This window comes from Streptococcus sp. HMSC064D12 (assembly GCF_001837205.1).
Taxonomy (GTDB): Bacteria; Bacillota; Bacilli; order Lactobacillales; family Streptococcaceae; genus Streptococcus; species Streptococcus salivarius_D.
In genome coordinates this window covers 97168-112852 of record NZ_KV831725.1, presented here as the reverse complement: position 1 = coordinate 112852, position 15685 = coordinate 97168, and the positions used below count along the sequence as shown (strand labels likewise).

General features: G+C 39.6%; 13 protein-coding genes. 11 read left to right on the top strand and 2 right to left on the bottom strand.

What is annotated here, in order from left to right:
* Window positions 1-49 precede the first annotated feature (49 nt).
* Complete coding sequence (locus HMPREF2697_RS02365; RefSeq protein ID WP_045768544.1) at window positions 50-394, top strand: hypothetical protein; 345 nt, start codon at window positions 50-52, stop codon at window positions 392-394.
* A gap of 221 nt (window positions 395-615) precedes the next feature.
* Here HMPREF2697_RS02365 and HMPREF2697_RS02360 read toward each other — a convergent pair whose 3' ends face one another.
* Window positions 616-2100: a DUF1846 domain-containing protein gene (locus tag HMPREF2697_RS02360; protein WP_070849493.1), complete on the bottom strand. Its 1485-nt coding sequence runs from the start codon at window positions 2098-2100 to the stop codon at window positions 616-618.
* 307 nt (window positions 2101-2407) lie between these two features.
* On the opposite strand from HMPREF2697_RS02360, the gene HMPREF2697_RS02355 reads away from it, so the two are divergent.
* The 6 genes from HMPREF2697_RS02355 to dexB all read left to right on the top strand — a co-directional run bounded on the left by HMPREF2697_RS02355 (window position 2408) and on the right by dexB (window position 9573).
* Window positions 2408-3667: an ABC transporter permease gene (locus HMPREF2697_RS02355; RefSeq protein WP_070849544.1), complete on the top strand. Its 1260-nt coding sequence runs from the start codon at window positions 2408-2410 to the stop codon at window positions 3665-3667.
* Window positions 3668-3682: 15 nt separating this feature from the next.
* Window positions 3683-4315, top strand: coding sequence for an ABC transporter ATP-binding protein (locus HMPREF2697_RS02350; RefSeq protein WP_002885283.1), 633 nt, complete (start codon window positions 3683-3685; stop codon window positions 4313-4315).
* A 13-nt stretch (window positions 4316-4328) separates the two neighbouring features.
* Window positions 4329-5705: an ABC transporter permease gene (locus HMPREF2697_RS02345; RefSeq protein ID WP_070849491.1), complete on the top strand. Its 1377-nt coding sequence runs from the start codon at window positions 4329-4331 to the stop codon at window positions 5703-5705.
* Window positions 5706-5776: 71 nt separating this feature from the next.
* On the top strand, window positions 5777-6430 hold the full coding sequence (locus HMPREF2697_RS02340) for a response regulator transcription factor (RefSeq protein ID WP_070849489.1): 654 nt from the start codon (window positions 5777-5779) through the stop codon (window positions 6428-6430).
* Window positions 6427-7731 carry a sensor histidine kinase gene (locus HMPREF2697_RS02335; protein ID WP_070849487.1) on the top strand — a complete coding sequence of 435 codons (1305 nt, stop codon included), beginning with the start codon at window positions 6427-6429 and terminating at the stop codon, window positions 7729-7731. Before HMPREF2697_RS02340 ends, HMPREF2697_RS02335 begins: the two co-directional genes overlap by 4 nt.
* A gap of 231 nt (window positions 7732-7962) precedes the next feature.
* Complete coding sequence (gene dexB / locus HMPREF2697_RS02330) at window positions 7963-9573, top strand: glucan 1,6-alpha-glucosidase DexB (RefSeq protein WP_049528007.1); 1611 nt, start codon at window positions 7963-7965, stop codon at window positions 9571-9573.
* A gap of 51 nt (window positions 9574-9624) precedes the next feature.
* Here the strand turns inward: dexB and HMPREF2697_RS02325 are convergent, their stop codons facing one another.
* Complete coding sequence (locus tag HMPREF2697_RS02325) at window positions 9625-10650, bottom strand: LacI family DNA-binding transcriptional regulator (protein WP_045772297.1); 1026 nt, start codon at window positions 10648-10650, stop codon at window positions 9625-9627.
* Window positions 10651-10790: 140 nt separating this feature from the next.
* Between HMPREF2697_RS02325 and HMPREF2697_RS02320 the strand changes: the two genes are divergently transcribed.
* The 4 genes from HMPREF2697_RS02320 to HMPREF2697_RS02305 all read left to right on the top strand — a co-directional run bounded on the left by HMPREF2697_RS02320 (window position 10791) and on the right by HMPREF2697_RS02305 (window position 15605).
* Window positions 10791-11957, top strand: coding sequence for a galactokinase (locus HMPREF2697_RS02320; RefSeq protein WP_070849485.1), 1167 nt, complete (start codon window positions 10791-10793; stop codon window positions 11955-11957).
* Between the two features lie 19 nt (window positions 11958-11976).
* Window positions 11977-13458, top strand: a complete 1482-nt coding sequence (gene galT / locus HMPREF2697_RS02315) for a UDP-glucose--hexose-1-phosphate uridylyltransferase (RefSeq protein WP_070849483.1) — start codon at window positions 11977-11979, stop codon at window positions 13456-13458.
* Window positions 13459-13487: 29 nt separating this feature from the next.
* Complete coding sequence (gene galE, locus HMPREF2697_RS02310) at window positions 13488-14489, top strand: UDP-glucose 4-epimerase GalE (protein WP_013990349.1); 1002 nt, start codon at window positions 13488-13490, stop codon at window positions 14487-14489.
* 69 nt (window positions 14490-14558) lie between these two features.
* Window positions 14559-15605: an aldose epimerase family protein gene (locus HMPREF2697_RS02305; protein WP_013990350.1), complete on the top strand. Its 1047-nt coding sequence runs from the start codon at window positions 14559-14561 to the stop codon at window positions 15603-15605.
* The last annotated feature ends 80 nt before the right edge of the window (window positions 15606-15685 follow it).

Genomic DNA, 15685 nt, shown 5'->3' with positions numbered 1-15685 from the left:
TTCAAAAAGTGTATACTATAAGTAGAAAGATAGGAAAAGGAGATGGCTAGTGGCTAGTATAACAATTGAAGCGAGCAAGGTAGCTAGAAAGAGTCCTATTCGTGTAGACAGTAGTCTTGTGGGGACAGTTTCTGGGGTGGAAGCAGTGAATGTTTCCCTACCATCATCAAAAGCTCGTTTAAGTGTTGGAAAATTGGGTTACAAGTCTAACACTATTACTGTAGAGGACGGACAAACCGTTCGTGTTACTAGCAATTTTCTAAATCGTTTCATAGCGATAGCGCCATTATTACTCTATCTTGTTGGAGGCCGTTACCTCCCACTTGTTGCAGTCCTATCTACTATAATTTTGCTTTTTAGCTTACCTTTTCTCAAGTTAGAAATCGTAGGCTGATTAGAATCGGGAGTGGCTTAGCCCTCTGTTTGATACCTTTAACTCACTTTTTCATAATAATGCTAGGCCACTCCCTTTTCATTGGGAACGGGTCGAGAGGAAAGAGTGGGTTATCAAAAAGGGAACTCGATAGAGTCTCCCTTTTTTCTTTCTCCAGCTAAATGCAATTCTAAAAGACCTCAGTTAGTAAAACTGAGGTCTTTGATGTTTCTAGTGATCTATTATTTACGATACAATTTGTCGTATTGATAGTAAGGGTCGAAGGTCACATTGATACCAAGCTTACGGAGAACATTTTTATCTTCATCAGTAAGGATGATGGTTGAGTGGGCTTCAGAACCCTTGAGGTTACCAAGTTCCTCCATGGCACGCGCTGCATCCGCATTGTTAGCAGCTGTGATAGCCAAAGCAATGAGGATTTCGTTTGAGTGGAGGCGAGGGTTACGGCTACCTAAATGGTTAATTTTCAGACCTTGGATAGGTTTAACCACTTCAGGCTCGATAAGTTTAGTATCCTTATCAATACCTGCAGAAGTCTTGATAGCATTGATCAAAGCAGCCGCAGTTGGACCAAAGAGTTCTGAATTTTTACCAGTGACAATTTGGCCATTTGGCAATTCAAGGGCAAGAGCAGAACCACCTGTTTCTTCAGCCTTAGCGCGTGCTGCAACGACCACTTGGCGATTTTCAGGAGTGATGCCAAGATCGTTCATGAGCAACTCAATTTTCTTGACAGCAGTTTCAGGAACACGTTCATTTTTGAAATCAAGAATAGTTTGATAGTAGCGACGGATGATTTCTTGTTTAGAAGCTTCTTTGGCGGCCTCATCATCTGTAATGGCAAAACCAACCATGTTAACACCCATATCCGTAGGTGAAGCGTAAGGAGACTCACCAAGGATACGTTCAAGCATACGTTTGAGGACTGGGAAAATCTCGATGTCACGGTTGTAGTTTACTGTAGTCTTGCCGTAAGTTTCCAAGTGGAATGGGTCAATCATATTGACATCATCAAGGTCTGCAGTGGCAGCTTCATAGGCCAAGTTAACTGGGTGATGAAGCTGCAAATTCCAAACTGGGAAGGTTTCAAATTTAGCATAACCTGACTTGATACCATTGATTTGGTCGTGGTACATGTTAGACATGCATGTCGCCAATTTACCAGAACCAGGCCCAGGAGCAGTAACGACGATAAGGTTACGGCTAGTCTTGATATAGTCGTTTTTCCCCATACCCTCAGGTGAAATGATATGGTTCATATCCGTTGGGTAGCCCTTGATAGGGTAGTGGATGTAAGACGTGATGCCATTTTTTTCCAATTGGTTACGGAAAGCATCGGCTGCAGGTTGACCAGAATACTGCGTAATAACAACAGAACCCACATAGATATTGAGCTCGTTGAATTTATCAATCAGACGAAGGACCTCTTGGTCGTAGGAAATGCCAAGGTCACCACGAGCCTTAGAGTGCTCGATATTGCTGGCATTAATAGCAATGACCACTTCGACCTGATCTTTGAGCTCTTGAAGGAGCTTGATTTTATTGTCAGGTTCATAACCAGGAAGGACGCGGGCAGCGTGGAAATCTTCCAACATCTTACCACCAAACTCCAAGTAGAGCTTGCCATCAAACTGGTTAATGCGCTCCAAAATATGGTCGCGCTGCAGATTCAAATACTGTTCAGAACTAAAAGCTTGTTTCTTCATAAATAAAAATACCTCTGAGAAAAATTATATCAAATGCCGAGGGTAAATGCTATTGGCGAGAGACGATTTATGGGAGAAAAAGAGGTGAAGTCAATCATGAAACGAATTTTTTATGATAGTCCTTTAGAGTTATTATTTAATTGGAGTTCTCATCTCAGCAGTTAGATTTTTAGATAACAATCACTTTAGAATATTGAATTTCATAAAGGTTTCACATTTGTCGTCTATAATTAGGATAAGAAAAATGAAAGAGTCCTCATTTATCTTTGGTGTAGCTGAGGGCCAATGTCTTAAATGGAGGTGGAAGATGGTTCTCTTACAACAGGCAGTTGCTTATATTTTCCGCAAAAAAACACGGAATTTTATCCTTTTTCTTATTTTATTTTTGATATTATCTTGCTTGTATTTTTGTTTTTCTCTTATGCAAGTTGGTGGAGGAATGGAGGCACAAATCAGGAAGTCAAGTGGGGCAAGTTTTGATCTGGTAAGTAAAGAAAGAGGGAGTGCCTTTTCCTGGAAAGAGGGGGCAAAGATTAGTCATCTATCTGATGTGATTTCAACGATACCTCAATATGTAAGTCCGGTGCGACTTATCGATAAGAAGGTAGTTACAGGAAAACAAACGGTGGAACGTGATGATCTTAATAATGAGGCTAATCAAGCCTTGGGAGCCACTTTTACTAAGGAAACAGGCCAAAGTGTTGATTTTAGGAGTGGTGCTTTTCAACTCATTAAGGGGAAGCACATATCTGCTAAAAGGCAAATTATGATTCATGAATCGCTTGCTAGGAAAAATAAGCTAAGCGTCGGAGATAAGCTGACCTTGTCCAATTTCCAGATGACTGAAAGTGGAGCTAGGGAAATGACCTTTGATATCGTTGGTATTTTTTCTGGCAAGAAGGAGGAGACATTTACTGGAATGTCCTCAGATTTAAGTGAAAATCAAATCTTCCTCCATTATGACGATAATAGCCAACTGCTTAATTTGACTGATAAGTTAGTGACAAAATTATCCTTTGGTATTAAGAATCCAGATAGAATCAATCAAGTCATTAAACAAGTGGAACAATTGGATATCGATTGGAATCGTCTACGTTTAGACGAGGACCGTAAGGCTTTTGACTCCTTGAAGGAATCGTCTAAAGCGCTACAAGGAATCGTCAGAACGATGATGATTAGTTTAATTGTTACAGGAGCAGGGGTCCTCTCATTTTTAATGGCACTATGGACGCGTGAGCGAAATCATGAGATAGGTATTCTTTTAGCAATTGGGAAGAGTAAGGGACGCATTTTTGCTCAATTTCTTATGGAGATATTGTTGGTGTCTCTTATGTCTTTGCTACCTGCCCTTGCTATTGGACGGCTACTAAGTCGACTGTTTTTGCAAGAATTTATAGGACAGCAAGGACAGCAGCAGGCTCTTCAGTTATTAGATCAAATACCTCAGGGACTACCTTTAGGCCAATCTTATCTAAGTCTTCTAGTCTTGGTAATATTATCGCTCGGTGTGACAACAGGTCTCATTTGGCGTAAAACTCCAAAAGAAATCTTATCTAATATGAGTTAAGGAGAAAGGAACACTATGTTAGAACTCAAAGATGTTACGTATAGTTATCAAAATAAAAGTGAAGCTATCCTCTCGAAGGTGAATTATCGTTTCGAGAAAGGTAAATTTTATAGTATTATTGGGCAATCTGGAGCGGGAAAATCGACCTTACTTTCACTTTTGGCAGGTCTTGATTATCCCAAGAAGGGGCAGGTCTTGTTTAATGGAGAAAATATCAAGAAAAAAGGCTCTAGTTATCATCGTAGACACCATGTTGCGCTTGTTTTTCAAAATTACAATCTCATTGATTATCTTACACCTTTAGAAAATGTACGACTTGTTAATAAAAATGCCGATAGGAAGATACTTTCTGAATTGGGATTAGATGAAAAACAAATTAATCGAAATGTCCTGCAACTTTCAGGTGGGCAACAACAACGTGTAGCTATTGCGCGGGCTTTGGTTTCAGAGGCTCCAATTATCTTAGCAGATGAACCGACTGGAAATCTAGACGAGGAAACTGCGAAGGATATTATTGCTATCCTTAAAAGAATGGCCTTAGATCGCCAAAAATGTGTCATAGTTGTTACGCACAGTAAGGAAGTTGCTCAGGCATCTGATGTGGTTTTAGAGTTGAAGAAGAAACAACTCATAGAAAAGAAAAAATAAAGAAAGGACTCTTATGTTTCGAAACGCTTTTGCATATATTACACGAAAATGGTCAAAGTCACTATTACTGTTAATTATTATTCTTTTGATGAGTACTCTTAGTTTGTTAGGACTTGCTATGCGAAGTGCAACCCAAGAAGCTGCATCCAAGAGTCTAGGGTCAATTACCAATAGTTTTTCAATGCAGATTAATCGTAACACGAATCCTGGAACTCCTCGTGGGGCTGGAAATCTTAAGGGAGAAGATATTAAAAAGATTAGTGAGACTAAAGGGATTGTTTCGACTATAAAACGGATAAATGGTATTGGTGATTTACTAGATTATGAGATTATCGAAACAGAGCAAACGCTACAAAATCAGTCTCCAGAACGTGCTAAAAATTTTAAGTCTACCTTGATGTTGACAGGAGTCAATGACTCATCAAAAGAAGACAAATTTGTTTCAGGTGCTTATAAACTAGTTGAAGGAGAACATCTAACCGATAAGGATCATAATCAAATCTTGATGCACGAAGATTTAGCTAAAAAGAATGGTCTTAATGTAGGAGATAAAGTAAAGCTTAAATCTAATCTCTATGACGCTGATAACGAAAAAAGGGCTGATGAAACAGTAGAAGTGACTATCAAAGGTTTATTTTCTGGTCAAAATAAAGCAGCCGTTACCTATGCTCAGGAGTTGTATGAAAACACCCTCATCACTGATCTAGACACAGTAGCAAAACTCTATGGTAATACTGTAGAAACTGCCACTTATGAGGATGCCACTTTCTTTGCTAAAGGCGATCAAAATCTTGATTCCTTGATAGCAAAGATTAAAAAGTTGAATATTAACTGGTCCCTCTACGATCTTGTTAAGAGCTCGTCAAACTACCCTGCTTTACAGAAATCTATTCTTGGGATGTATCGTGTGGCAAACCATATGTTTATTGGAAGTCTCATTTTTACAAGTTTATTGCTAACACTTCTGTTAATTTTATGGTTAAATGCTCGTCGTAGAGAAGTTGGTATCTTTTTGGCCTTGGGACTTAAAAAGACACAGGTTGCGGGTCAATTTTTAATAGAATTGCTGATGATTGCCTTACCAGCCTTTCTTTTGTCATATGGTTTAGCTAGTTTCTTTGCCGAAAAAGTTGGTAATACAGTCCTTTCCAATGTAACAGAAGGTATCAATAAGCAAATGACCAAAGAATCTCTAGCTGCAAATCTTGGTGGAGGGGCTGAGGCAGAAAGCTTCGGTAAGACTCTAACTCAGATTCACATGACAGTCCAACCTAAGCAACTTTTGGTAGTCATTCTAGTCGGTGGATTTATTTTAAGCTTGGTATCCTTGATTTCTTCTCGCTGGCTTCTTCACAAGAAACCCAAGGACCTCTTAGTTGATGTTGAATGATAAGTTTGCTGCACCTATAAAAAACGGTATAATGGAAGAAAGAGACCATATATAGATTAAAAGGATAATGTATGAAGATACTAATCGTAGAAGATGAAGTTCTGATTCGAGAAGGGATGAGCGACTATCTCATGGAATGTGGCCATGAGGTCTTTGAAGCAGCTGATGGACATGAGGCCCTGGGCCTCTTTTACAGGGAGATGCCAGATCTTGTCTTGCTGGATATCCAGCTCCCAATCCTCAATGGCCTGGAAGTCCTCAAGACCATCCGAAAGACTAGCTCGGTCCCTGTTTTGATGCTGACGGCCTTCCATGACGAGGACTATAAGTTGACAGCCTTTGGAGAGTTGGCAGATGGCTATCTGGAAAAGCCCTTCTCCTTGTCTCTATTGAGAGTCCGTATCGAAGCTATTTTTAAAAAGTTCCAACCTTCCCGGGTTTTCACATATGGAGATGTGCGGGTGGATTTTGAGAGTTATACCGCCAGCCTAGCTGGGCAGGCTATTTCCATGAACGCCAAGGAGTTGGAAATCTTGGAATACCTGCTCCAGCATGAAGGCAAGGCCCGGACCCGATCTCAGATCCTTGATGCCGTCTGGAAGGAGACTGAGGAGATACCTTTTGACCGGGTGATTGATGTCTATATCAAGGAACTACGAAAAAAACTAGAGCTGGACTGTATCGTTACGGTACGCAATGTCGGCTATAAATTGGAGAGACCATGACCAAACGGAGTATCTTTGCAAAGATCTTTCTGATCACATTTGCCCTTTTTAGTGGCTTAGTCATCCTTCTACATGCTTCGGTTTACTTTATTTTTCCATCGACCTATATCGAGTCTCAGCGACAGACGATTTTGAAGAAATCACAGGCTCTGGCCAAGAGCTTCCAAGGCCAGGAAGAAGGGATTGTTGAGTCGGTCATCGAACTTTATTCCAAGACTAATGATATCAAGATATCTATCAAGGGCAAGGAAAAACAAAATGCCATAGAGGTCAAGGATGACCTACTCGTAAACCCTGACAGCCAGAATAATTCCCTGGTCATTGAAGAGCGAAAAATTCAGACTAAAGGAGGACAAGACTTAACCTTGCAATTCTTAGCGACCGTCGATTCGCAAAAGGAAGCGCGAGATATCAGTCTGGGCTTTCTTCCCTATACACTCCTTGCTTCTTTTGTTCTGTCGCTGATTGCATCCTATCTCTATGCCCGCATGATTTCTGCTCCAATCCTTGAGATCAAGCAGATGACCAAGCGGATGAAACGCTTGGATCGGACAGCCAGTCTCCCCATTCATTCGCAGGATGAGATCGGCGTCCTCAAGCAACAGATCAACGACCTCTATCATCATCTTTTAGAGGTGATCGACAATCTAGAGCAGCAGAAACAGGAAAATCTGAAGTTGGAGCAGATGAAGGTGGAATTCCTACGGGGAGCCTCGCATGAGCTCAAGACGCCTCTGGCCAGCTTGAAGATTATCCTAGAAAATATGCGGGATAAGATTGGTCGCTACAAGGATCGGGACCGCTATCTGGCGGTCTCCCTCGATATCGTCGATGAGATGAATCAGATCGTCCTAGAAATCCTGTCCCTGTCCTCTGTCCAGGAATTGGCTGGTGACAAGGAGTGGATTCAGTTAGACGATGTGGTAAATCGCATACTCACTCAAAATCAAGTGTTGGTTGAGAATCGCTCCCTATCAATTGACAATTATCTTCCGGCAACTAGTATTTTCATGAATTTACCTATTTTGAAATTGGTTCTCTCAAATATCATCAGTAATGCAGTCAAGCATTCTGATAAGGGTGGAGTGATTCGAATAGGTTTAGAAAATGAAGGAACTGATTTTGTCATTGAAAATACGAGTGTATCTAAAGAAAATATTTCAACTAAAGCTCAGTCTAAGAAAGAAGGAGGATTAGGCCTTTTTGTGGTCAAATACCTTTTAGAGCATGAGGAACTTAGCTATAGATTTGAAGAAAGTTCTACGGGGAGGCGCTTTGTTATGGTCTTGCCCAAAAATTAAAAAGCGATGGTTAAGGTATTAACCATCGTTTTTTTTGTATTGTTAAATAAGCAAAGGCTGACCTTACATTTCAACTCTATTATTTTTTAATATTACCAAAAGTTTAAGGAGTCTGGAGTATAGATTATTGAAATGTTTTAAACAACAAAAGAAAACGCTTGCATAACTTCTAGAAAAACGTAAAATAGAACTATCAGACTCACGATAATAATAACTACGAGGAGTAGAATTATGCAAAAATACTGGTGGCACAAGGCTACGATTTATCAAATTTACCCCAAGTCATTCATGGATTCCAACGGTGATGGCATCGGTGACCTCAAGGGGATTACAAGTAAGTTAGACTATCTTCAAAAGCTAGGAATTACAGCTCTTTGGCTTTCTCCTGTTTATGATAGCCCAATGGACGACAATGGTTATGATATCGCTAACTATGAGGCTATTGCGGACATTTTTGGGGATATGAACGATATGGATGAGCTTTTGGTGGAGGCCAAGAAGCGTGATATTCAAATTATCATGGATCTGGTGGTGAACCATACTTCTGATGAGCATGCTTGGTTTATCGAAGCGCGTGAAAATCCAGAAAGTCCTGAACGAGATTTCTACATCTGGCGAGACAAACCTAATGAGTTAGTGTCTATCTTTAGTGGCTCCGCTTGGGAATATGATGAGACCTCAGGGCAATATTATCTGCATTTCTTTAGTAAGAAACAGCCAGACCTCAATTGGGAAAATCCACAGTTGCGCCAGAAAGTTTATGACATGATGAATTTCTGGATTGATAAGGGAATCGGTGGTTTCCGTATGGATGTGATTGATATGATTGGTAAGATCCCAGATCAACTGATTGATACAAACGGTCCAAAACTTCACGATTACATCAAGGAGATGAACCAGGCAAGCTTTGGAAAGCACGACCTTCTAACCGTTGGTGAAACCTGGGGAGCAACACCTGAAATTGCTAAACAGTATTCAAATCCAGATAATCAAGAACTTTCCATGGTTTTCCAGTTTGAACATATTGGACTTCAGCATAAGCCAGATAGTCCTAAATGGGAGTATGAGAAGGAGTTGGATGTTACAGCGCTTAAGGCTATTTTTAATAAATGGCAAACCGAGTTAGAGTTGGGACAAGGGTGGAACTCACTTTTTTGGAATAATCATGATCTGCCTCGTATTCTCTCAATGTGGGGAGATACTGGTGTCTATCGTGAGAAGTCAGCTAAGGCCTTGGCTATCCTCCTTCATCTGATGAGGGGAACACCTTACATTTATCAGGGCGAAGAAATCGGCATGACCAATTATCCATTTAGAACTTTGGAAGAATTGAATGACATTGAATCTCTCAACTATGCCAAAGAAGCTCTCGAAAAAGGGGCATCGATAGAAGTTATCATGGACCAAATCCGTCAGGTGGGTCGTGACAATGCTCGAACACCAATGCAATGGGATACTTCTAAAAATGCTGGATTTAGCATATCGGATAAGACTTGGTTACCTGTTAATCCAAACTATAAGGACATAAATGTTGAATCAGCCCTTGCCAATCCAGAATCGATTTTCTATACCTATCAGAAGCTCGTTGCGCTTCGTAAAACTCAAGATTGGTTGGTAGATGCTGACTTTGAACTCTTGGAGACAGCTTCAAAAGTATTTGCTTATATTCGTAAGACTAAAGATAGTAGCTATCTGGTTGTAGTCAATTTATCAGACCAAGAACAAGACTTCTGTTATGATTTCGAAAGAGCAGAAGTTGTCATTGCAAATACCGAATTAGAGCCAATTACAGACCAAGGCAAACTCCAAGCCTGGGATGCCATTTGTGTGAAGATGAAATAAAAAGTGGTTGTCAACCTACAGTTGACGACCACTTTTTAGTCTATTGAGTAATCATGGGTTAGTTGGCAGTTGGATTGTCTTTTCCTTCGTACTACCCCTTAAGGTTAACTTCGTACCCAACATGGTAAGAGTTGGAATTTCTCGTGGGGACAAGACTTGCTTATTGAGGACGTCCATGGCAGTTCGCCCCATTTCTTCAGTGTAGACAGTGACACAAGATAGGGGAGGAAATACCTGTTTTGCCATGATTGTATCGTTAAAAGAAATGATTTGAATCTGATCTGGAACAATGAGGCCAGCTTCTTGAAAAGCTTTTAGTGCTCCAATAGCTAAGCTATCACTTGCGGCAAAAAAGGCATCTGGAAGTTTCTCCTCTGTCTCCAGTTTAGCTTTGATAAGTTCATAACCAGATAGCGCACTAAAGTTTCCTGTCAAAATGAGATTAGCGTCGTAAATTCCCTCTTCAATACAAAAATTGCGATAGGCACGCCGACGTGAATCAGGAATAATTTCTTGCAAGTCGGTTGTCTTCTCCTCACCTGTTAAAAGTCCGATTGATTGACACCCTTGTTTTTTTAAATATTGGAGGGCAGTCTGAACAGCATTTTCAAAGTCAGTTGTCACACAAGGATGTCCCTGAAGTAGGGTATCACTATCTACAAAGACCAGTGATTTACCCAATGATTCCAATTCAGTAATCTGTTCACGACTAAACTTTCCGATACAAAGTATACCTATGACTTCTTCAGCGAGACTAAAAGGAATGTCATTGAAATAACGTAGAATCTCGTAGTCGAGTTCCTGAGCCCTTTTTTCAATGCCGAGTCGAATATTATAATAGTAGATGTCATCTAATTCGTCTTCTTCACTGACCCATTGGATAATGGCAATCTGGTGTTTCTCTTTCTTAAAATTACCGCTTTTTTGGTGTCTAGTGTATCCCAATTCATCTGCCGCAGTTAAAATACGGTGCCTGGTTTCTTCAGTAACGGAAAGGCTTTCATCTTGGTTGAGAACACGTGAAACAGTCGCGATTGAGACCTCTGCTAATGAAGCAATGTCTTTTAATGTAGCCATATTGTTCTCCTTTCATCCAAAGTATATCATAAATTCTAAAATTTTACCTATTTTTTACTAAAAAAACAGTAAAAATATTGATTTTCCTTGTGAAAGGGGTTACACTGTTAGTGTAAAAAAGAATAAGCGAGGAAAATTCTATGAAAACAACACAACTAAGAGAAGCTTTTAAAGAAGTCTTTGGAGTAGAAGCAGATCATACTTTCTTTTCACCTGGTCGTATTAATTTGATTGGTGAGCATACGGACTACAACGGTGGACATGTGTTCCCAGCAGCTATTACTCTAGGTACTTACGGAGCAGCCCGTAAACGTGATGACAAAGTTTTGCGTTTCTTCTCAGGTAACTTTGAAGATAAGGGCATCATCGAAGTACCACTTGAAAATCTTCGTTTTGAAAAAGAACACAACTGGACAAACTATCCAAAAGGTGTTCTTCATTTCTTGCAAGAAGCTGGTCATACGATTGACTCAGGTATGGATATTTACATTTATGGTAACATTCCAAATGGATCAGGTTTGTCATCATCATCTTCTTTGGAATTATTGATTGGTGTTATTGCTGAAAAACTTTATGACCTTAAATTGGAACGCCTTGACTTGGTTAAAATCGGTAAGCAAACTGAAAACGACTTTATCGGCGTTAACTCTGGTATCATGGACCAATTCGCTATTGGTATGGGAGCTGATCAACGTGCGATTTACTTGGATACAAATACTTTAGAGTATGACTTGGTGCCGCTTGACCTTAAAGATAATGTTGTTGTTATCATGAACACTAACAAACGTCGTGAATTGGCAGATTCTAAATACAATGAACGTCGTGCTGAATGTGAAACAGCTGTATCTGAACTTCAAGAAAAACTTGATATCCAAACACTTGGTGAATTGGACCTTTGGACATTTGATGCATACAGCTACTTGATTAAAGATGAAAACCGTATCAAACGTGCCCGTCATGCGGTTCTTGAAAATCAACGTACACTTCAAGCTCGTAAAGCACTTGAATCAGGTGATTTGGAAGGCTTTGGTCGTCTTATGAATGCTTCTCACGTGTCATTGGAACATGATTACGAAGTGACAGGTCTTGAGCTTGATACTTTGGCTCATACAGCATGGGAACAAGAAGGAGTATTAGGAGCCCGCATGACAGGAGCTGGTTTCGGTGGATGTGCCATTGCACTTGTAAACAAAGATAAAGTTGAAGACTTTAAAAAAGCAGTTGGTCAACGTTATGAAGAAGTCGTTGGTTATGCACCAAGCTTCTATATCGCTGAAGTAGCTGGTGGTTCACGAGTACTTGATTAATGAGAAAGAAGTAGAGATTATGGCTGAAAATTTAGTAAACGCTTTTGTAACTTTGGTTATTGAAAACAGTGACTATGAGGAATTAGACCGTATCTATTTGACAAACAAAGTTTTTGCTTTGGTTGGAGAGGGGGTTGCTGATGTCGAAACTGAAAGCTCTGAATTGATTGACCTTAAAGACCAGTTGCTTCAAGCAGGTGTTAAAGCTGGTTCTGTAGGTGAACTTAATGAAGAACAAGATATCATCGGTGCTCAACTCATGGACTTGATTACACCAAGCCCTAGTGCTGTCAATCGTAACTTCTGGGATACCTATAAATCAAACCCAGAGCAGGCAATTGCTGATTTTTATGACCTTAGTAAACGCAATGATTATGTTAAGGTAAAGGCAATTGCTCAAAATATCGCTTATAAAGCTCCAACTAAATACGGTGACTTGGAAATTACGATTAACCTTTCAAAACCTGAAAAAGATCCAAAAGCCATCGCTGCAGCTAAAAATGCGGTAACTTCTGATTATCCTAAATGCCAACTTTGTATGGAAAATGAAGGTTATCTAGGTCGCATCAATCACCCAGCTCGTAGTAACCACCGTGTTATTCGTTTCCAAATGGAAGAAAATGATTGGGGCTTCCAATATTCACCATATGCCTACTTTAATGAACATTCTATCTTCTTTTATGGTAAGCACGAACCAATGCACATCAGTCCATTGACGTTTGGTCGTCTCCTATCAATTGTTGAAGCATTTCCTGGTTACTTCGCAGGTTCAAATGCCGATCTTCCAATTGTAGGTGGTTCAATTCTTACACACGAACACTATCAAGGTGGTCGCCACACTTTCCCAATGGAAGTAGCAGGCATTAAAGAAAAAGTTAGCTTTGATGGATACTCTGATATTGAGACTGGTATCGTTAATTGGCCTATGTCTGTTCTTCGTCTAAGAAGTGAAGACAAGGAAAGACTTATTGCTCTTGCAACCAAAATTCTAAATTGCTGGCGTGGCTATTCAGACGAAAAAGCTGGAGTCTTGGCTGAGTCTGATGGGCAACCTCACCACACAATTACCCCAATTGCTCGTAGAAAAGACGGCAAATTTGAATTGGATTTGGTTCTTCGTGACAATCAAACTTCTGAAGAACATCCAGACGGTATCTACCACCCACATAAAGATGTTCAACACATTAAGAAAGAAAACATCGGTTTGATTGAGGTTATGGGATTAGCCATTCTTCCACCTCGTTTGAAAACAGAACTTAAAGATGTTGAAGATTATCTATTGGGTCAAGGCAACCAAGTTGCTCCAATTCACCAAGAATGGGCAGATGAACTCAAAGCTCAAAATACAAATGTTACGGCCGAGGAAGTAACAGAAGTTGTTCGACAATCTGTTGCAGATATCTTTGCTCGTGTACTAGAAGATGCAGGTGTTTATAAGACTAATAGTGAAGGCTTAGATCAGTTTAAAGCATTTGTAGATTTTGTAAATTTAGCTGATTAATTGTTTTTTCTGAAGAAAGGAGATAAGAAATGGCAATTTTAGTATTAGGTGGAGCTGGTTATATCGGTTCTCACATGGTTGATCGCTTAGTTGAAAACGGTCAAGAAAAAGTAGTAGTAGTAGATAGTTTGGTAACCGGTCACCGTGCTGCCGTACATCCAGATGCTATTTTCTACCAAGGCGATCTCTCTGATCAAGATTTTATGAGAAAGGTCTTCAAAGAAAACCCAGATGTTGATGCCGTTATTCACTTTGCAGCCTATTCATTGGTTGGTGAATCAATGGAAAAACCACTCAAATATTTTGATAACAATACAGCTGGAATGGTTAAATTGCTTGAAGTTATGAACGAATGCGGTGTTAAATACATTGTCTTCTCATCAACAGCAGCAACTTACGGTATCCCAGAAGAAATTCCAATTCTTGAAACAACACCACAAAAACCTATCAACCCATACGGTGAAAGTAAGTTGATGATGGAAACTATCATGAAGTGGTCTGATAAAGCTTATGGTATTAAATATGTGCCCCTTCGTTACTTCAACGTCGCTGGTGCAAAACCTGATGGATCTATCGGTGAAGACCACGGTCCAGAAACTCACCTTCTTCCAATTATCCTTCAAGTAGCTCAAGGTGTTCGTGAAAAAATCATGATTTTTGGTGATGACTACAACACTCCTGATGGAACAAATGTTCGTGACTATGTTCACCCATTTGACTTGGCTGATGCTCACCTCCTTGCTGTTGAATACCTTCGTAAAGGTAATGAATCTACAGCCTTTAACTTAGGTTCATCAACAGGTTTCTCAAACCTTCAAATCCTTGAAGCCGCTCGTAAGGTAACTGGTAAAGAAATTCCAGCTGAAAAAGCTGATCGTCGTCCTGGTGATCCTGATACATTGATTGCTTCATCTGAAAAAGCACGTACAGTTCTTGGATGGAAACCACAATTTGATAACATCGAAAAAATCATCGCAAGTGCTTGGGCATGGCATTCTAGCCATCCAAAAGGGTACGATGATCGAGGATAATTAAAATAATAAACAAAGGGTCAAAGAGTATATATAATTATTGTACTCTTTGTTTTTTGAGGAAAAAATATGAAAATAAGCTGCGAAATTATTGGAAAAGTTGATTCAGGCGATGTCAGTAAAATTTCAATGGAAAATAATAATGGTGTTGTCATTTCCACACTCACAACAGGTGCTACACTTCAGGAGTTTTTGGTTCCAACGGAAACTGGTGCTCTTAAAAATATAGTACTTGGTTTCAGTGATTACGAGGATTACTATAAGAATAACTTATGTGCCTGCCAGTCCATTGGAAGGGTTGCTGGAAGAATTGGGAAAGCTTCGTATACTCACAATATGGTTCTCTATAGTCTTCCTAAGAATGAGGGAGAAAACTGTTTACATGGTGGTCCAAAAGGGATGCAGGTTCAAAATTGGAACTATGTCACAAACCTGAATGATGACTATGTTGAGACTAAATTTAGTAGAAGACTTTATTCAAGTGTAGATGGCTTTCCTGGTGATGTTACAGTCTCTATTAGTTATAGACTTAACAATAATAACCGCTTAACAATACTCTTTGAAGCCTTCGATGTTACAGAGTCAACAGTCTTTAATCCGACAAACCATGTTTACTTTAATCTTAGCGACAAACAGGATTTATCAAGCCATGAGTTACAAATCTATTCAGACTATCGTTTAGAGTTGGATTCTGAGTTAATTCCAACAGGACAAAAAATTAATGTAGATGGAACGAATTATGATTTTAGAAAGACAACTGACTTACTACCTCGAATTGAAGCAAATAACGGTTTTGATGATGCCTTTGTAGTTGGAGGGGAAACTTGTGATCATGTGAAAGAAGTAGCTATTTTGCATGACAAAGAAAGCGGAGATGGTATTGAAATCTTCTCTAACAGAAATGGTTTAGTTATTTATACTATGGATAATATAGAGGATAATATTTACTTTGCGAGAGATCGAGGAACAATTGCAAAAGGACGAGAAGCTATAGCCATGGAAGCACAAACACTCCCAGATGCCGTTAATCATAGAGATTTTGGAGATATCATCTTGGAGGAGGGGCATAGTGTAAGCTATGAAATCGGTTTCCAATATTTTAATTCATCAAAATAATTATGTTTAGTAAAAGTTTAGTAAAATATCACTAAAACTATTGACGGTTTAAACTAATACTTATATAATGTAAGCGTAAT